11 protein-coding genes are annotated in these 18,399 nt (G+C 72.3%); 6 read left to right on the top strand and 5 right to left on the bottom strand.

The window, feature by feature from the left end; translation table 11 throughout:
- Window positions 1-89: 89 nt before the first annotated feature.
- Window positions 90-1,700: a glycoside hydrolase family 27 protein gene (locus tag IH26_RS0148120; RefSeq protein WP_030443034.1), complete on the top strand. Its 1,611-nt coding sequence runs from the start codon at window positions 90-92 to the stop codon at window positions 1,698-1,700.
- Window positions 1,701-1,703: 3 nt separating this feature from the next.
- Here the strand turns inward: IH26_RS0148120 and IH26_RS0148125 are convergent, their stop codons facing one another.
- A complete protein-coding gene (locus IH26_RS0148125) occupies window positions 1,704-4,745 on the bottom strand; it encodes an AfsR/SARP family transcriptional regulator (protein WP_034217753.1) in 3,042 nt (1,013 codons plus the stop codon).
- A 213-nt stretch (window positions 4,746-4,958) separates the two neighbouring features.
- On the bottom strand, window positions 4,959-6,407 hold the full coding sequence (locus IH26_RS0148130) for a DUF8189 domain-containing protein (protein ID WP_030443036.1): 1,449 nt from the start codon (window positions 6,405-6,407) through the stop codon (window positions 4,959-4,961).
- Between the two features lie 109 nt (window positions 6,408-6,516).
- Between IH26_RS0148130 and IH26_RS0148135 the strand changes: the two genes are divergently transcribed.
- The 3 genes from IH26_RS0148135 to IH26_RS0148145 all read left to right on the top strand — a co-directional run bounded on the left by IH26_RS0148135 (window position 6,517) and on the right by IH26_RS0148145 (window position 13,678).
- A complete protein-coding gene (locus tag IH26_RS0148135; RefSeq protein WP_034217755.1) occupies window positions 6,517-6,960 on the top strand; it encodes a GNAT family N-acetyltransferase in 444 nt (147 codons plus the stop codon).
- A 78-nt stretch (window positions 6,961-7,038) separates the two neighbouring features.
- The gene (locus IH26_RS0148140; protein WP_030443038.1) at window positions 7,039-12,177 is read left to right on the top strand and encodes a diguanylate cyclase; all 5,139 of its coding nucleotides are present in this window, start codon (window positions 7,039-7,041) and stop codon (window positions 12,175-12,177) included.
- A gap of 196 nt (window positions 12,178-12,373) precedes the next feature.
- Complete coding sequence (locus IH26_RS0148145; RefSeq protein ID WP_030443039.1) at window positions 12,374-13,678, top strand: neutral zinc metallopeptidase; 1,305 nt, start codon at window positions 12,374-12,376, stop codon at window positions 13,676-13,678.
- On the opposite strand, the gene IH26_RS0148150 is transcribed toward IH26_RS0148145, so the two are convergent.
- Entirely contained in the window at window positions 13,679-14,452 is a 774-nt protein-coding gene (locus IH26_RS0148150; protein ID WP_051809868.1) for a phosphatase PAP2 family protein, read from the bottom strand.
- A 434-nt stretch (window positions 14,453-14,886) separates the two neighbouring features.
- Here IH26_RS0148150 and IH26_RS0148155 point away from each other — a divergent pair, with 434 nt between their 5' ends.
- Window positions 14,887-17,241, top strand: coding sequence for a transglycosylase domain-containing protein (locus tag IH26_RS0148155; protein ID WP_084599790.1), 2,355 nt, complete (start codon window positions 14,887-14,889; stop codon window positions 17,239-17,241).
- Window positions 17,242-17,254: 13 nt separating this feature from the next.
- Here the strand turns inward: IH26_RS0148155 and IH26_RS0148160 are convergent, their stop codons facing one another.
- Window positions 17,255-17,689 (bottom strand): hypothetical protein, encoded by a 435-nt coding sequence (locus IH26_RS0148160; protein ID WP_051809873.1) that lies wholly within the window; start codon window positions 17,687-17,689, stop codon window positions 17,255-17,257.
- A gap of 75 nt (window positions 17,690-17,764) precedes the next feature.
- Between IH26_RS0148160 and IH26_RS0148165 the strand changes: the two genes are divergently transcribed.
- On the top strand, window positions 17,765-18,292 hold the full coding sequence (locus IH26_RS0148165) for a VOC family protein (protein WP_030443043.1): 528 nt from the start codon (window positions 17,765-17,767) through the stop codon (window positions 18,290-18,292).
- Here the strand turns inward: IH26_RS0148165 and IH26_RS64150 are convergent.
- Window positions 18,261-18,395 carry a hypothetical protein gene (locus IH26_RS64150; RefSeq protein ID WP_281179850.1) on the bottom strand — a complete coding sequence of 45 codons (135 nt, stop codon included), beginning with the start codon at window positions 18,393-18,395 and terminating at the stop codon, window positions 18,261-18,263. The two genes, IH26_RS0148165 and IH26_RS64150, sit on opposite strands and share 32 nt — an antisense overlap.
- Window positions 18,396-18,399 lie beyond the last annotated feature (4 nt).

The raw sequence follows: 18,399 nt of genomic DNA on the forward strand, positions 1-18,399 counted from the left end.
CTTAACAGGAGGACAACGCCATCCTGCGAGGGTGCGCGGACTGCAATCCTGCCGACCGGGCAGGCGCGCGACGCTCGCATGGGGGATGGATGCACAGAAGAAGAGGCTGGGCCGCGGCGCTCGCCGGAGTCACGCTGGTCCTGGCGACGGCCGGCGGGGCGGTCCTCGGCACGGCGGCCACGCGGGCCCTGGCGGACGCGCCGGAGCCGGCATGGGACAACGGCTTGGCCGCTACCCCGCCGATGGGCTGGAACAGCTGGTACACCAACAAGTGCGCGGTGACGGAAAGCTCGGTGAAATCGGCCGCCGACACGCTGGTGTCCTCCGGCATGGCCGCGCTCGGCTACAAGTACGTGAACATCGACGACTGCTGGATGCAGTCGACGCGCGACTCCAGCGGGAACCTGCAACCCGACTACGGCAAGTTCCCCGACGGCATCGCCGGCACCGCGGACTACATCCACGGCCTCGGCCTCAAGATCGGCATCTACGAGAGCGCCGGCACCCAGACCTGTCAAGGCCTGCCCGGTAGCTACGGCCACGAGCAGGCCGACGCGAACCTGTTCGCCTCCTGGCGCATCGACCTGCTCAAGTACGACAACTGCGGCAACCACGGGGTGCCCGCCCTCACCCGGTACACCGCCATGCGGGACGCCCTGCACAACACCGGCCGGGCCATCCTCTACAGCATCTGCAACTGGGGTCAGGAATCGGTGCCGACGTGGGGAGCCGGGGTCGGCAACATGTGGCGCACCACCGGTGACAGCACCGCGACGTACGCCAGCATGTTGTCCACCTTCAAGGGGAACATGGCGCAGGCCAGCTTCGCCGGGCCACACGGCTGGAACGACCCGGACCTGCTGCAGGTCGGCAACGGCAAGACGGCCACCGAGGACCAGGCCGAATTCAGCCTCTGGGCGGAGATGGCCGCGCCGCTCATCGCCAGCACCGACCTCGCCTCCGCCAGCAGCGCGACCATGTCGGCTCTCACCAACAGCCGGATCGTCGCAGTCGACCAGGACTCCCTCGGTGTGCAGGGCACCCCGGTCAAACTCAACAGCGGGCTGGACGCGCTGACCAAGCCGCTGTCCAACGGGGACGTCTCGGTGGTCCTGTTCAACGAGACCGACAGCGCCGCGACCGTCACCACGAGCGCCGCCGCCGTCGGCAAGTCCGGCGCGTCCAGCTACCGGCTGACCAACCTGTGGACCGGGGCCACCACGACCACCACGGGCACCATCAGCGCCTCGGTGCCGGCACACGGCGTGGTCATGTACCGGGTCTCCGGCGGGACGGCCGCCTCCACCGGATGGTCGAGCACGCTGCTCGGTGCGCAGTCCTCGCGCTGCCTGGACGCGACCGGCGCCGAGCGGACCAACGGAACCCAGGTGGAGCTCTACACCTGCGTCGACGGGGCGGTCAACCAGTACTGGCACCTCACCCCCGGCGGAGAGATCCTGGTGTACGGCAACATGTGCCTGGACGCGAAGGGCGCGACCACCACCAACGGCACGCCGATCGACCTGTACACGTGCGTGGGCTCGGACAACGAGCGATGGGTGTACCGCGACGACGGCCACATCGTCGGCGTGCAGTCGGGCAAGTGCCTGGACGCGATCGGACAGGGCACCGCCAACGGCACGAAGATCGATCTCTACACCTGCGTGGACCAGCCCAACGAGGTGTGGAACAAGCCGTAGCCGTCACAGTTGCCCGGTGGCGGCCAACCGCTTGTCGACGTCGACGACTTCGATCGCGCCCAGCCGGGCGAAGGTGTCTCGCGCCTCTTCCCACAGCCGCCGGCTCTCCGCCGGATCGGTCGTGAGCAGGCATTCGGCCAGGCCGGCCTGCGCGCGGGCGGTCAAGTAGGACAGCCGGCGGCCCCGCGCGATCCGCAGGGCGTGCTCGGCCATCGCCCGCGCCTCGCCGGCCCGCCCGGCGAGGCGCAGCGTGTCGGCGAAGTCGGTGCGGAACCGGGCCTCCCACCACGGGTGGCGTATCGGCACGATGGCGTCCAGCACCCATCGATGCTCGGCCAGCGCCTCGGCGTACCGGTGCTGCGTACGCAGCAGATTCGCGAGCTCGTGCCGCGCCTCGATCTCCCCGGCACGGTCGTGTACGCGCTGGAACAGGCGCAGCGACGCGGTCAGCAGCCGCCTGGTCCGCCCGGTGCCGGCGAGGCCGGCCGCGTGCTTGATGAGGGCCAGCATCAAAAGGCAGTTGCCGACCCGGGCCTCGTCACCGGCCTCGGCGGCGGCCATCAGCGCGCGCCGCTGGTAGCGCAGGGCGTCCGGGTATCGGCCGAGGCGGAAACTGGCCTGCGCCAGGGTGTAGACGGCGGTGGACGGGCCGGCGCTCTTGACCGGCCGCGCCTCGGCGGCCAGTGCGACGCGCATGCTGTCCGGCCAGCGGTCCATCACCCCGTAGATGTTCGCGAGGTTGCCCAGCGAACTCGTCACCCCCGCAGTCTCGCCCAGCCGCTCGCGGAGCCGGACGGCCCGCAGCATCATCTCGCAGGCCTGGTCCAACTCGGCGCGCATGTAGTGCGCGGAGGCCAGGTAGTGCAGCACGGTCGCGGCGGCGGAATCGTCGCCGAGCAACTCGGCGGCCGCCAGCGCCCGCTGATGCAGGCTCGCGATGTCGTCGACGTAGCCGCGGGACCAGAGGTACCGCCACGCGGCCCGGGGGATCCGCCAGGCGTAAGCGGGCTCGACCGCCTCGGCCGCCCGCACCAGCGCCATCAGGTGGGGCCGTTCGCGTTCCAGGCGCGCCGCCGGGTCGGCCAGGGCGGCCAGCAGGTCCGGCCGCAGCGGCGCCGGGGCGCGCAGATCCCGCACCAGCAGGGCCCGGCGCGCCGCCTCGACCGTCGCGGCGGCCGCGTGCATCTGCTGGTCGAGCAGGCCGAGCAACGCCGCGCGGCGGTCGGCCGCTGGCAGGTCCGCGACGAGCATGGCGGCATACTCGCGGATCAGGTCGTGCAGCCGGAAGACCCCGGTGTCCAGCTCCTCGACCAGGTGGACGTCGACCAGCTCGTCGAGCACCTCCTCGGCCTGCCCGAGCGGCAGGCCGGCCAGCGCGGCCACCGCGAGGGCGTCGAAGGTCTCCGCCGGGTGCAGCCCCAACAGCCGGAACGCCCACTGGGCCCGCTGCGGGAGCTGCCGGTAGGACAGTACGAACGCGTCGGCCACGGTACGGTCCTCGGCGGCCAGCTGCGGCAACACCGACCCGTCGAGGCGCCGCACCAGCTCGGCGACCCGCCATCTCGGCCGGTGTGCCAGCCGGGCGCCGGCCAGCCGTACCGCCAGCGGGAGGCCACCGCAGCGGCGGACCACGTCCTGTGCGGCCTGCGCCTCGGCGTACACGCGGTCGCCGACGATACTGGCGAGCAGAGTCAGCGCCTCGTCGGCGTCCAGGACGGGCAGCGACTCCAGGTGCACTCCCTCCAGCCGGGTCAGCCGCCGCCGCCCGGTCACCAGGGTCAGCGCGGACGCCGCCGCGGGCAGCAGGTCCGCGACCTGCGCGCTGGACGCCGCGTTGTCGAGCATCACCAGCACCCGCCGCTTCGCCACCTCCGACCGCCACAGCCCGACCCGCTCCACCGCGTCGGCGGGAATCGCCTCGGCCGGGATGCCCAGCTGACGCAGCAGGATCATCAGGGCCGAGCCCGGCGCCAGTGGCTGCTGCTCGCTGTGCCCGTGCAGGTTCACGTACAGGTGCGCATCCGGGTACCGGTCGCCGACCAGCGACGCGACGTGCAGCGCCAGCGTCGTCTTGCCGCTGCCCGCCATCCCGTCGACGACCACCACGACCGGGGCCGACTCGCCGGGTTCGCCGCGCTCGCCGATCAGCTTGAGCAGGGCGCGGATCGTGCTCTCCCGGCCGGTGAAGTCGGCGACGGTCCGCGGCAGGCACCGCACCGGCCCCGAGGCCCGCGACGCCAAGGCCGTTGCCGGCTGCTGCTGCGGCGGCGGCGGCGCAACTGTCGCGGGCGGCTCCGGCGGCTGCGGCCCCGGCAGCGTTCCGGTCAGAATCTGCTCGTGCAACCGCTGCAGCGCCCCGCCGGGCTCGATACCCAGTTCGTCACGCAGCACCGCGCCGGCCCGCCGGTACTCGGCGAGCGCGTCGGCCTGCCGCCCGGACCGGTGCAGGGCCATCATCAGCTGCCCGCGCGGCCGTTCCCGGAACGGGTGCCGTGCGATCAGCGCCCGCAACTCCGCCACGAGCTGACCGGAGCTCCCCAGCCCCAGCTCGGCGTCGACACACTGTTCCACCGTCTCCAGCCGCAGCTCTTCCAGCTCGTCGGCGGCCGCGTCCAGCGGAAGCACGTCCCGCAGCCCTTCCAGGGCCGTCCCCCGCCACAACGCCACGGCCGAGCGCAGCAGGGCGACGCCATCCGCTGCACGGCCCGCGGCCAGCGCCCGGCTCCCCGCGGCCGCCAGCGCCCGGAACTCGTCGACGTCGAGCTCGCCGGGCTCGATCCGCAGCGCGTAGCCGCCCCCGGTGAGCCGGATGCGGGAATGCCCGATCGCCTGGCGCAGGTGGTGGACGTGCACCCGCAGGCTGCTGCGGGCCGCGGGCGGCGGCAACGCACCCCACAGCGCCTCCTGCAGCGTGTCGACCGACACCGGCCGATTCAGCTGCCAGGCCAGCACGGCCAGCAGTCTCGGCAGATGGCGCCCCGGCAACTCGGCCGGCGTGCCGTCATCGGCCAATACCTCGAGAGGACCGAGCAGCCTAATCCTCACCGCGAACAGCCTTGCCCATCACACACCAGACTTCCTGCCGATCCCCCGTATTGATCAGCAGGGCTCACCATAGCGACGGCGCACCGGCGCTGCCATCCCGTCGGCACGCAAACCCGGTCACGGGCCGGGCGGCGCCGGCGGCCCGGCCCTCCGCTCATGCGACCGCCCGGCCGCTGGTGTGCGGCCGGGCGGTACGGTGCGATCATCCGTGGTTCAGGCGAGAATGCCGCCGATCTTCTGCCAGTGCCAGGCGGCACCGGTGTAGTAGTCCTGCCACAGGGCGCCGTCCGCGCCGCGGGCGTAGACGTTCAGGTTGGAGCCGTTGAAGTTCACCGCGGTACCGCTGGTGATCTCACCGCCCAGGTTCTGCATGATCCAGTTGCCGCCGTGGTAGTAGTACTGGTACAGCTCGTTGGTGCCGGACGCGCGTCCGAAGACGTGGATCTCCCCGGCGTACCAGGTGGCACTGAACCCGCTGTCGAAGTCGCCACCGATGCTCTGCAACGTCCAGGCGCCGCCCGCGTAGTAGTACTGCCAGAGCTGGCCGTCGGTACCGAGCATGAACACCCGCAGCGTGGTCCCGTCGAGCATCACCGCCGGGTTGTCCAGGATGTAGCCGCCGATCTTCTGCTGGTGCCAGGAGCCGCCGGAGTAGTAGTACTGCCACAGCTGGCCGTCACCGCCCCGGCCGAAGACCCGCACCACGCCGTGGTCCAGGAGCGCACCGACGCCGGAGGTGAGGGTGCCGCCGATCGACTGCTTGGTCCACGTTGCGCCGTCCCAGTAGAACTGCCACAGCGCGTGGTCGGCGCCCTGGACGAACACCCGCAGCAGTCCGGCGTCGGAGTCGTAGAAGGCTGCCGGGCTTCCGATGATCTGCCCGCCGATCTTCTCGTCGTTCCATTTCCCGCCCGTGTAGTAGTAGTCCCACAGCGAGCCGTCGCCGCCGCGCAGGAACGTCCGCTCGATGGGCTGCGCCGAGTTCGTGCTGTCCTCCGCGACGCTGACCCCGGTCGCGCTGTCGACGATGTGGTTGTACCGGTAGGCCGTGTAGTGCGATGTCGGAAGGCCGGCAAGCTCGGGATCGTCGAAGCTCCCGTCCGGGAGCTTCCCGTCCGGGTAGTGATTCATGGGGGTTCCGCCGAAACTGTAGTACTGGAACCGAGTCTTGGCGTTGTCCTCCCAGCCCTGGAAGACGATCGCGTGGTTGTCGCTGCCGACGTCGTCGACGAGGATGTCACCCGGTTGCAGGTCGGAGTGGTTGTCCACCCGCGTCGTGATGCTTCTGTCGCCCTCGAGTTCCCAGGTGCGCGGCTGGGGTCGGGAATCGTCGTAGTGCCAAGCCATGTCCACCAAGCCGGAGCAGTCGCGCCGGTACGTGTGATCGCCGTCGACGTCCGTTGTGTACAGGTCCGAGCTGTAGGTCAGGTCCGAGTCTTTGTTTCGCGCGCGGTTGTACCAGTTGCGGACCCGGCTCAGCACCTCCGAGCGGCTGATATAGGTGTTGTAGCTGTTGACGGCCGGGTTGTAGGTGTCGTCGGCGTGCGCCGCCGAGACGTCGACGGCGAGGTCCGCGGCGACCGTGCCGGCGAACGCGATGACCGGGGTGAGAACCAGCGCGGCGAGCCGTCTCGCCGACCTTGTTCGTGGTGTCCTGCTCATGAATCCCCCTGACTGTTGGAGTACAGCGACGGGGACTGTTCCAAGCAGCCGTTAAGCGGTCGTTGTATCGGCGTTGGTGCACCGTTGGCGCGGCTCATAGGATCGCGGCGTGCATGACGTGATCGTTCGGGCCCGGGCAGTCGACGAGGCGGTGCTGCTGCCGCTCATCCGGGAGTTCTGCGAGGTGGACCAGCACCCGTTCGAGCTGGAGCGGGTGCTGGCCGGGCTGCGGCCGCTGCTGGCGGACGACCGGCACGGGCAGGTCTGGCTGATCCGGGAGCCCGGCGGAGACGTCGGCGGGTATGCGGTGGTCACCTGGGGCTGGTCCCTGGAATCCGGCGGCCGTGAGTGCCTCCTGGACGAGATCTACGTCCGGACGCCCGGGACCGGCCTGGGCGGACAGGCCCTGGAAGCGATCGTCGAGGCGGCGGCCGGGGCCGGGGCGAGTGCGATGTTCCTGGAGACCGAGGCGCACAACGAGCGGGCAAGGGCGTTCTATCAGCGCGGCGGCTTCACCACCGAGGACTCGATCTGGATGAGCCGAACCTGCTAGGCCGGGCGCGGATCGAGGAGCCGTCGCTATTTTTCCGATTTGCCGGCATTGCTCGCGAAGGCTGCCGACGATGGGACGGTGAATCCCGAGACGCCGCACGGTGTGACCATCCTCGCCGAGCTGGGGCGCGGCGCCCAGACCGTCGTCTACCGGGTGCGGCGTGACGGCCGCGACTGGGCGATGAAGGTCTTCCCGGCCGGCGCCGGCGACGCGGCCACGCCGGCGTTGCGGCGCGAGGCGTCCCTGCTGGCCTGGACCAACCACCCGGGCCTGCCCCGGGTGCACGAGGTCGGCGAGACGGGGCACCGGCCGTACCTGATCATGGAATTGATCGAGGGGCGGAGCCTCGCCGAGGAGATCCGGATCCGGCCGCTCGGCGTGGACCGCGTGATCGGCCTCGGGGCCCAGCTCGCCGGCGCGCTCGCCGCCCTGCACGACGTGGGCCTGGTGCACCGGGACGTGAAGCCGCAGAACGTCATGATCGAGCCGGACGGGACGGCCCGGCTCATCGATCTGGGGATGGCCGGGCGCGCCGCGGCCGGAGTGGTCGAGCAGACCGTCGGCACGCTGCAGTACTGCGCGCCCGAGCAGAGCGGCACCCTGCACCGGCCGGTGGACGCGCGCAGCGATCTGTACGCGCTGGGCGCCGTGCTCCACGAATGCCTGACCGGCGCTCCGCCGTTTGCCGCCGCCGACACCGGTGAGCTGCTGCGGATGCACGCCGCGACGCCGCCGCCCGATCCCCGGGCGGCCCGGCCGGAGGTGCCGGACATCCTGGCCGAGGTGATCGGCCGGCTGCTCGCCAAGGATCCCGACGACCGGTACCAGACCGCCGCCGGACTCGCCGCCGATCTGAGCCGGCTCGCCGCCGACCCGGCCGCCGCCTTCGTCCCCGGCGCCGGCGACGCGGGCGTCCACCCGGCCGATCCGGTGCCGTTGACCGGCCGCGACCGGGAACTGGCCCGGCTCACCGAGCGGTGGGCGCGGGCGCGGGCCGGTGCCGGCGGGTTCGCCGTCGTGGCGGGCGGGCCGGGCGCCGGCAAGACGCGGCTGGCCGAGGAGCTGGCCCGGGTGGCCCGCGAGGCCGGGGCCGAGGTGCTGACCGGCGCCTGCCCGCCGGCGCCGGTACCGCTCGCCCCGCTGCGCGCCGCACTCGGTGACCGGCTGGACGACCTCGCCGGCGACCCGGACGCCTTCACCCGGTCGGTCGTCGACCGGATTCTCGACCTGGCCCGCGCCGCCGGCGGCGCGCTGCTCGTCGTGGACGACGCCGACCGGGCCGACGAAGCGACCCGCGCGGTGCTACGCCTGCTGGCCGCCGCGCCGGCCGGCGTGCCGCTGCTGGTGGTGCTGACCCTCGCGCCGGAGCGGGCCGGCGACCTCCCGCCGGGCGTGCGGCCGCCACCCGACTCGACGGTCACGCTCGGGCCGCTCGGCGAGACCCAGGCGGCAGCCCTGATCACCGCGTTCGCGCGGGGCCGTGACCTGGACACCGAGGTGCTGAGCCGGTTGGCCGGCCGGGGCAGTACGACCCCCGCCGAGGTCCGCGAGTATCTCGCCGCGGTGGTGGACGCCGGCGTGCTCACCCCGTTCCGGGGTCGGTGGCGGCTGGACGTCGCCGAGTTGGACCGGATCGCGCTGCCCGCGGACCTGCGCGCGCTGGTGCTGCGGCGGCTCGACGGCCTCACCGGGCCCTGCCGTGACCTGCTCACCGCGGTGGCCGCGATCGGCCCGGAGTTTCCGGTCGCGCTCGCCGCCGGCGCGGCGGGCTTCGGCCACGAGGAAGCGGCCGGTCTGCTGACCGAGGGCACGGAACGGGGCGTGGTGCGCCGGCAGGAGGACGGCTACGCCTTCGCGCACGAACTGCTGCGCCGATCGTTGCTGGAGCGCGCCGACCCGGCGCGGCTGCGCGATCTGCACCAGCGCCTCGCCGAATCGCTCGGCGAGGCCGGCGGTTCGGGCGCCGCGTACGTGTACGCCCGCGCCCGCCACCACCTGGCCGGGCATCCCGGCCGCAACCCGGCCGGGGTGGTCGAGGCGTGCCGGGCCGCCGCCGCGCTCGCCCTCGCCGAACACGCCCCGCACGAGGCGGTCGCGCTGCTCGAACCTGCGTACCGGCTGGCCGCCGCCCTGCCCGTGGCCGGCGAAGCCGCCGCCCTCCCCGTGGCCTACGAAGCCGCCGCCGTGCCGGGGGCCGGCGAAGCCGGCTCTCTGCCGGTGGCCGGCGAGATCGGCGAGCTGCTCGGGGCCGCGTACCACCGGGCCGGGCACCTCACCCGGGCCGTCGACACCCTGACCGCGACCCTCGCGACCGTCACCGACCGGACCGTCCGAGCCCGGATCCTGCTCGCCGTCGCCCTGCTGCACGCCGACGCCTGGGACCTCGAGCCGTGCCTCGCCACCATGCACGAGGCCCTGTCCGAACTGGACAGCGAACTGCCCGGCAACCCGCTGGCACTGTTCGCCGGCTCGCTCGCCGGATTCGCCGCCGGGCTCGCCATCGAGCGGACCGGCCTGGGGTTCGGCACCGCCACCGGCGCGGCGGCCGACCGGCTCCGGCTCCAGGCCCGCCTGTACGGTGCCGGGGGCGCCGCCGCCGCGCTCGGGCTCGACGCGATGCTGGCGCTCTCGCTGCTGCTGCGGTCGCTGTACCCGGTCGTCCGGCTCGGCATCTGCGCCGAGTACGTCCAGGTGCGCTCGGACCTCGCCAGTTTGCTGGAAATGCTGGCCGGCCCACGGTTCGCCGGTGGCTTCGACCGGGCCGCCCGCGCCGCCGCCGCGCTCGGCGACCGGGCCGCGGTCGCCTTCGTCGCTCAGCAGCGGAGGCTGATCCGATACATCGCGGGGCGTGGTTCGCCGCGGTGCATCCTGGCCGACTCGGCCGACCCGGAGCGCCTGGTCGAGGCCGGCCGGTACGTCACCCAGCTCGGCGGCACGCTGTGGGTGCAGTTGCTCGCCGGCTTCACCCGCGACGCGGAGACGCTCTACCGGGAAGGCGTCGCCCGGCTGGCCGCCGCCGACCTGCCGGAGAGCTCCCTGATCCTGGCCGGCGCCTCGGTGGCCGCCGCGGCCGGCCGGGTCGCCGAGGCGGATGCGGCGCTGAACCGCGCGGCCGAGCACCCGGAGGCGTTCCGCAGTCCCAGCCGCCGGGTGAGCCTGCTGCTGGCCCGGGCTCAGGTGGCGGTCGAGCAGCGCGACCTCGGCCCGGCTTTCGACCGGGTCGCCGCCGACGTCGCCGCCCTGGCGATCAGCCCGAAGACGATGCTCGTCCCGCTGCGCGGGCTCTACGCGTACCTCGCCCTCGGCCGCCTGGAACAATGCCGCACCGCGACGCCGCAGCACGGCGATGCGGCATCGGCCGCCGCACGGGAGGCCGTCGGCACCCTGCGCGGCGTCGCGTCGTCGGCCTTGCTGAAGGCTCATGCCACGGTGGCCGGGGCCTGGCTGCGCCAGCTCGACGGCGACCCGGCCGGCGTGCTCACCGCGCTGGCCAAGGGCGGCCCCCTCCTGCGGGCGGTGGACGCGCCGCTGGTCAGCTTCGAGGCGGCCCGGCTGCGGGCGTACGCGCTGCGGGCGCTCGGTCAGGAGGCCGAGTCGACGATCGCCGCCGCGGGTGCGCTCGCGCTCGCCGCCCGGTACGACTGGCCGCATCGGGCGGCCTGGATCCGCGACGAGTTCGGCCTCGACCCGTTCGCCGCCGCCACCGGCCGCACCACCCGGGCGACCGAAACCGACGCCTCCGCCGCCGGGTACCGGCTGCGGCTGGACGCGGTGGCCGCGATGGGCGTGGCCTCGGCCCGGATCGTCGACCCGGGGCAGCTGACCCGGGTCGCGCTGGACGAGACCATCCGGATCCTCGCCGCCGAACGCGCCTACCTCTTCCTCGCCGACGAGCGGGAACGGCTGGTGCCGCATCGGGGCCGCGACGCCGCCGGCCACGACCTGACCGAGCTGGTCGGCTACGGTTCGAGCCTGGTCGAACGGGTCCGGCGGGACCGCGAACCGCTGGTCGTGACCGGCACCGACGAGGGGGCCGCCCTCGGTTCGCAGAGTGCCGTCGCGCACGGCCTGCGCAGCATCATGGTTTCCCCGCTGCTGCACGACGGGCGGCTGCTCGGCGTGCTCTACCTGGACAGCCGGGTCGCCAAGGGCATGTTCACGACGGCCGACGCCGGCGTGCTCGCGGCGATCACGATGCACGTGGCCGCCGCCCTCGAGACGGCCCGGGCCGCGCAGCTCACGGTGGACATCCGCACGGCCCAGCACGAGCGGGACATCGCCGAGACGCTGCGGACGGCGATGCAGCGGGTCTCCGGCACGCTGGTGCCGGCCGAGGTGCTGGACCGGATCCGCGTCGTGATCGGCGATGCGCTGGCGGCCGACGAGACCCGGCTCGCGATCGTGGACGACGATAAGATCATCTTGGTCGACGACCCGGACGAGGCCGTTGCCGACCTCGGCGAGGCCTTGCTCGACAGCGCCGGCCCGGTGTCGGCGGACACCGGCGACCAGGCGCCTCCGGCCATCTTCGCCGCGGCCGCCCGGGCCTCCTGGCTGGCACTGCCGCTGCGGACCCGGGAGAAGCCGGTCGGCGTCGTGTTCGTGTCGGCGGACCGGGCGGGGGCCTACGGCGAGAGCCATCGCGAGATCGCCGCCGTCCTGGCCGGCCAGGGGATGATCGCCTACGAGAACGCGATACTCTTCGCCCGGGTGGAGCAGCTCGCGCTCACCGACGGGCTCACCGGCCTGTTCAACCGCCGGCATTTCTTCCACCTCGCCGACCGGGAGATCGCCACCGCCCGCCGGCGTGGCACCCCGCTGACCGCGTTGATGTTGGACATCGACCACTTCAAGAAGATCAACGACACCTGTGGACACCCGGTCGGCGACCAGGTCATCGTCGAGGTGGCGGGGCGGCTGAGCCGGACCATCCGCAAGACCGACCTGCTCGGCCGGTACGGCGGCGAGGAGTTCGCCATCTTCCTGCCCGACACCGCGGCCGACGGCGCGCAGATCCTCGCCGAGCGGGTCCGGGTGGCGCTCGACGAACGGCCGATCGACACCGATGCCGGGCCGTTGGCCGTCACGGCGAGCATCGGGCTGGCACCCTACGAGCCCACCGACACCGAGCCCGGCACCCTCCTGGCCCGGGCCGACGAGGCGCTCTACCAGGCCAAGCAGGGCGGCCGCAACCGGGTGGCGAGCTACGCCCCGTGAGCCCGCGAGGCCTCGCGAGGCCGACGGAACGACCGGGCGGGCCCGGGTACGCGGGGAAGCAGTCCTTCCGCCTCGAGGAGCCGGGCGCCGGCCGGTTGAACACCTCGCGCCTTCTGCACGTTCTGCAATGGTGGGAGGCCTCTTAGTGCTTGCGGAGCTTGGGTACTCCTGAAGTCAGGATGCCGAGGGAGGGCCGATGCGGGCGCTGCGAATCGTCGCCGGGGTGCTGGTGCTGGCGCTGGCCGGGTGCGGGGTGGTGCCGGCGCCGACCGCGCCGGGAAAGACCGCCTCGCCGACGGCCAAGCCGGCGGACGTGGTGACCAAGTCATTGAGGGACGTCGAGCGGTATTGGGCCGGTGAGTTTCCCAAGTTGGCGAGCGGGAAGAAGTTCCGGCCGATCACCGGCGGATTCCATCCGTACACGGAGCGGAAGCCGGCGCCGGCCTGTGGCGGGCAGTCGGTCGAATACCAGCCGAACGCGTTCTACTGCCCGGACGGTGATTTCATCGCCTGGGACGCGCAGAATCTGATCCCGCAGCTGCAGGAGGATTTCGGGCCGCTGCTGGTCGGGGTGGTGATGGCGCACGAGTACGGGCACGCCATCCAGGTGCGGCTCGGCCGGACCAAGGACCCGACCGTGGTGCTCGAGCAGCAGGCCGACTGCTACGCCGGGGCCTGGCTGGCCGACGTGCGGGCGGGGCACTCGACGGCGTTCAAGAAGCCGACCGCCGAGCAACTCGACAACACCGTGGCCGGCATCCTGATGCTGCGCGACCAGCCGGGTATCGCGGCGACGGCCGAGGGGGCGCACGGCAACGCCTTCGACCGGATCCGGGCCTTCCAGGAGGGCATGCAGCAGGGCGCCCGGAAGTGCGCCGGCTATGACGCGGACAACCTGCAGGTCACCGAGGTGCCGTTCAGCGACCGGCAGGAGGCGGCGACGGGCGGGGACCTGCCGTACGACCAGGCGATCAACCTGCTCGCCCAGGACGCGCAGCAGTACTGGACCCGCACCTTCCCCGGCCTGGCCAACCAGCAGTGGCAGCCGGTCAAGGTCGAGACCTTCGACACCTCGGCGCCGAGCTGCAAGGATCCGGACGTGACGGCGAACGGCGCGGCGTTCTACTGCCGCTCCGGCGATTTCATCGCGTTCGACGGGCAAAACCTGGGACCGCAGCTGTACGACCGGATCGGCGACTTCGCGGTCGGGATGCTGCTGGGTGACCTGTTCGCGCGGGCCGCACAGGACCGCCGGGGCGCCTCGACCAGCGGCAAGGCCGGGCAGCTGGCCGTCGACTGTCTCGCCGGATCCTGGACCAACGATCTGCTCACCCGCGATCAGAACGGCAACCACCTGCGGCTGTCCCCGGGCGACCTGGACGAGGCGGTGGCGGCGCTGCTGGCCTTCGGGCGGGGCAGGGACCAGGGCGGGGCCTCGGCCTTCGACCGGATCTCGGCGTACCGCAAAGGGGTTTTGGAAGGTCTCGGGGTTTGTTCCTGATCAGACCCGACCGAGCGCCGGCGCCTTCGCGGCGGCGGTCGTGGTGTTGAGCACGGCGGCGACCATCCCGAGCAGGGCGGTGGCGACGATCGCGTCCAGCCAGTAGTGGTTGCCGGTCACCACGACCACCAGCAGGGTGAGCGCCGGGTGGGCCAGCCAGAGCCAGCGCCAGCGGCTCGTGGTGGCGCCGATCAGCGCGATCGCGACCGCGAGGGCCCAGCCGACGTGCAGCGACGGCATCGCCGCGTACTGGTTGGTCAGCGTGTCGGTGCTCGGCGAGCCGTAGACGGCCGGGCCGAAGAGGTGGCCGGTGTCGACCATGCCGACGTCGTCGAGCATGCGCGGCGGGGCGAGCGGGAAGACCAGGTGGACGGCGAGCGCGCCGGCGGTCAGCCAGGCGAGCAGCCGCCGGGTCGGCACGTAGCGCTCGGGGCGGCGGACGTACAGCCAGATCAGCGCGGCCGCGGTCGCCGGGAAATGGACGTACGCGTAGTAGCAGTTCGCCGCCTTGATCAGCCAGCCGTGCGCGATCGCCAGGTGCTGCAGCGCATATTCGCTCGGCAGGTGCAGAGCGCGCTCGAGGTTCCAGACGTGCTCGGCGTTGGCCAGGGCCTCGCCGACATGCCCGTCGGCGGCGACCCGGCCGATCTTGTACGCCAGGAACAGCACCGCGACCAGCAGGATCTCGTAGAGGGCCCGCCGGAGCGCCCGCCGACGCCGCGGCGGCTGCCCGGCCGGGGCCGCGCCGGTGGACTCCTCCTGGATCAGGCTCATCGCGTCTCCCCCGGTATCGGCTTCGCGATCCACGGAGCAGTGCGGCGGACCGGTCTGCGATCTTCGCAGATGTCCGCAACCGCAGGGTATGACGCCCTTCACCCGCGGGTTTCATGTCGTTAATCTGTGACCGAACGCCGCCTGAGCAGGCCCGTTCGGGTGAGGGCGGGTCGCCCGGTCCGAACGCCGCCCGCCGCCGGCCGTTACGGTGATCACCGTCGAATCAATGGCGAAACTATTGCCTGGGCAATTCCTGACAGATCACTGGATCTTGATTTTGAGTGGATTTTCACTGCCGGCGCGTTTCGAGTGGCCAACAATGCGATTCGCCGCGTAGTGTTCCCCGCCATGCGCGCGCAGCTTCCGGAACGCATTCCCCGCGGTACGAATGTGCTCACGCACGGTATTCGCCGAATGGCAGATCGGAGGGGCGCATGAATTCCTCCGGACGGGCGAGCGTGCCCGGAATTGGTCCTTCCGCAGGTAGCGCGCCGGTCCGCGGCAGCGCGTCGATCCGGGGCAGCGCCTCGGTGGGCAGCGCGCCGGTCGGCGGCGCGCCGGTGGGCGGGCCGCCCGCCATGGCTCGCGCCTCCGTGCGCCCCGCCATCGGCCTGGAGCCGCCGGAGCCGCCGCCCGGCTCGGGCCGCCGGACGAAGGCGGCGAAGAAGCGCCGCCGCACCAACATCCTGACCGCCGCGGCCGCCGTCATCGTCATCATGCTCGGCGCCGGCGTGGTGGCCGGCACCTACTTCTTCGACGACGTGGCCCTGCCGCCGCCGGTCACCGAGGACCAGTCCAACGTGATCCTGGACAGCAAGGGCACCGTGCTGGCCCGGCTGGGCACCGCGAACCGGACCGTCGTCCCGGAAGAGAAGATCAACAAGGTGGTCGAGCACGCCGTCGCCGCCGCCGAGGACAAGAACTTCTACACCCACCACGGCATCGACGTGAAGGGCATCGTCCGCGCGGCCTGGAACAACTTCACCGGCGGCGCGACGCAGGGCGCGTCCACGATCACCCAGCAGTACGCCCGGCACGCGGCCGATCTCAAGGCGATCAGCATCAACACCACCCCGGCCGGGCAGAAGAACGCCATCACGCCGTACGAGGCGGCCGTGCTCGCCTCGATCATCAAGCAGCCCTACCCCAACAAGGCCTACGGCGGCTACGACCCGAACTACAACCTCTCCGGCGCCAAGGATCGCTGGGAGTACACGATGAAGAACATGCTCGACATGGGCTGGATCACCCCGGAGCAGTACGCCGCCCGCAAGTACCCGGTGGTCAAGAAGCCCAGCGCCAACACCTGCAAGACCTGCGCCGCGAACAAGCCGGTCGGCATGATCTTCCGGCACGTGGAGAACGAGCTCAACGGGATGGGCATCTCCCAGGCCGACTTCGACAAGGGTGGGCTCACCGTCACCACGACGATCGACCCGGACGTGCAGAAGGCGGCCGAGGAGGCGGGCTCCCGGGCGAGCGCCACCTCGCCGATGCACGCGACGCCGTCGACGTACCAGGCGGCGGCGATCGGGATCGATCCGAACACGGGGCGGGTGCTCGGCTACTACGCCGGGGACAATCCCAACGGCATCGACTACGGCGGCTACATGGCCGGCGACGGCTCCGGGGTGATCGGCGGCCAGTCCCCCGGGTCCAGCTTCAAGATCTACACCCTGGCGGCCGGGCTCAAGGAGGGCGTGTCCTTCCAGAGCACCTGGGACGACAAGAAGCTCCGGCCGGACGGCAAGGCGATCAGCAACGCGGGCGCCGACCCGGGCGCGATCTGCGGCGGCAACGGCCGCAACTGCCCGCTGGAGACCGCGACGATCAAGTCGTACAACTTCCCGTTCTACTGGATCGCCGACGCGATCGGGCGGGAGAAGGTGATCGCCGCGGCCAAGGCGGCCGGCATCAAGCACATGTACACCGACGGCGGCAAGCTCGTCGACATCGCGAACACCGACAAGTCGACCTGGCTGAAGTCCGGCTACTTCGACAACGAGGTGGCGTTCGGCCAGTACCGGATCCCGCCGCTGGAGCACGCCGAGGGCGTCGCCACCATCGTGGCCGGCGGGGTGCACCACGCCGCGCACTTCGTCGAGCAGGTCAAGAAGGTCGACCCGGACACCGGCAAGGTCTCGTACCTGAACCCGGAGAAGGGCGACGGCGGCAACCGGGTCTTCGACGCGGACCAGATGTCCAACCTCGACGGCGTCCTGCAGAAGGTGGTCATCGCCGACCACCGGCAGCTGGCCGGCGGCCGGCAGAGCGTCGCCAAGTCCGGCACCTGGGAGTACACCACCACCAAGGGCGACGACGGCGGCTCCGGCGACTGCTGGTTCGTCGGCGGCATCCCGCAGCTGGCGGTCACCGTCTGGGTCGGCGGCAAGGACAAACGGGTCGCGCTGAAGGACCCGGTCACCGGCAAGAACATGTTCGGCGCCGGCACGCCGGCCCGGATCTGGAAGAAGTTCCTGGACTCCGCGGCCGACGCGATGGGCTGGAAGAACCAGGACTTCCCGGACCGGGTGCTCACCGGCGACCCGGCCAAGTTCGGCAACGGGGTGAAGCCGGCCACGCCACCGCCGACCGGCCCGACGCAGCCGACGTGTGCGCAGGCCCTGGTCGGCGGCACCTGCGACAACAACGGCGGCGGCACCAACAACGGCGGCGGCGGCCAGAACAACGGCGGCGGGACGACCACCACCGCCCCGACGGTGGCGCCCACCACGGTGACGCCCACGCTGACGTCACCGACGACCACGCCGACCAGGAGACCCGGTTAGCGGGCGGTGACGGTCACGCGTCGGGCGGGGGATGTCCCTCGTGCACGGTGATCGTTCCGCCCTGCGTCGCGAAGAGCCGGGCGCTGTCGCGGGCGATGTTGGTCTGCACCCACGTCTGCTGCTGGGGTGGCAGGTGCGCGGCCAGTTGCCCGACGAGCGACCGCAGGTCGTCGATCGCCGAGGGGTCGTCCTCGACCAGGTCGGTCAGCCGCACCAGCCAGCGCGTCCGTTCCTGGTCGCGGACCTCGGGGCGGTGGTCCGGCGTCGTCCGGTCGACGGTCGCGACCAGGGCGTCCAGGCGGCGCCCGGCCGCGGCCTCCCGGGCGGGCTCGCCGCGGCCGAACAGCCTGGTGAAACCCGCTCGGGTTGCCTTCCACGCATCGGTGGCCACCGCGTTGACCAGAATCGTCGCGCCCGAGGCCAGGATTGCCTCGATCTCCGGGGTCATGCCCCTCAGCCTGACAGGTAGCGGCAACCCGGCTTCAGGACAGGAACTGGCCGGAACGCGCCCTAGCATCGGCGCATGGAGAACAACACACCGGCCGGGTACACGAGCGTCGCGCCCTGGGTGGTCACGCCGGACACCGGGAAGCTGCTGGAGTTCGTGACCGCCGTGTTCGGCGGGGTCGAACTGGGACGGGTGCCGCTCGAGGACGGGTCGATCGGGCATGCCGAGATCCGGGTGGGCGACACCGTGGTGCTGGCCTTCGACCGGCGGGACGACTGGCCGGCCATGCCGTCGCTGCTGCGGGTCTTCGTGGACGATGCCGACGCGGCGATGGAGCGGGCGGTCGCGGCCGGCGCCGCGGTGGTGACGGCGCCGGCCACGCACGCGTTCGGGCAGCGGGGCGGGCGGGTGCGGGATCCGTTCGGGAACATCTGGTGGATCAGCGCGGTGGTCGAGGAGGTGCCGGTCGACGAGGGACTGCGGCGGCTGGGCGAGCCGCGCTACGCCGAGGCGATGCGGGCGGCGCAGGAGACCCTCGATCGGGAGCTGAGCGGCCGCGAGCACGGCACGGTCAGCCGGCCGGCCGGCGCAGCGGGAGCCTGAGCGCCAGGAGCACGGCCACCGCGGTGACGGCGACCGACCACCGGAACGCCTCGTCGAACGCCACCGGCAGCGGATGGCCGACGGCGGCCCGGGAGAGCACCACCGCC

Origin of the sequence: Actinoplanes subtropicus (genome assembly GCF_000721705.1) — a bacterium.
In the GTDB taxonomy this organism is placed as follows: domain Bacteria; phylum Actinomycetota; class Actinomycetes; order Mycobacteriales; family Micromonosporaceae; genus Actinoplanes; species Actinoplanes subtropicus.

What these genes read in the sequence shown, in the direction of transcription:
- IH26_RS0148120 (WP_030443034.1), top strand. Translation starts at nt 90, where the DNA reads ATGCACAGAAGAAGAGGCTGGGCCGCGGCGCTCGCCGGAGTCACGCTG.
- IH26_RS0148130 (WP_030443036.1), bottom strand. Translation starts at nt 6,407, where the DNA reads ATGAGCAGGACACCACGAACAAGGTCGGCGAGACGGCTCGCCGCGCTG.
- IH26_RS0148145 (WP_030443039.1), top strand. Translation starts at nt 12,374, where the DNA reads ATGCGGGCGCTGCGAATCGTCGCCGGGGTGCTGGTGCTGGCGCTGGCC.
- IH26_RS0148150 (WP_051809868.1), bottom strand. Translation starts at nt 14,452, where the DNA reads ATGAGCCTGATCCAGGAGGAGTCCACCGGCGCGGCCCCGGCCGGGCAG.
- IH26_RS0148155 (WP_084599790.1), top strand. Translation starts at nt 14,887, where the DNA reads ATGAATTCCTCCGGACGGGCGAGCGTGCCCGGAATTGGTCCTTCCGCA.
- IH26_RS0148160 (WP_051809873.1), bottom strand. Translation starts at nt 17,689, where the DNA reads ATGACCCCGGAGATCGAGGCAATCCTGGCCTCGGGCGCGACGATTCTG.
- IH26_RS0148165 (WP_030443043.1), top strand. Translation starts at nt 17,765, where the DNA reads ATGGAGAACAACACACCGGCCGGGTACACGAGCGTCGCGCCCTGGGTG.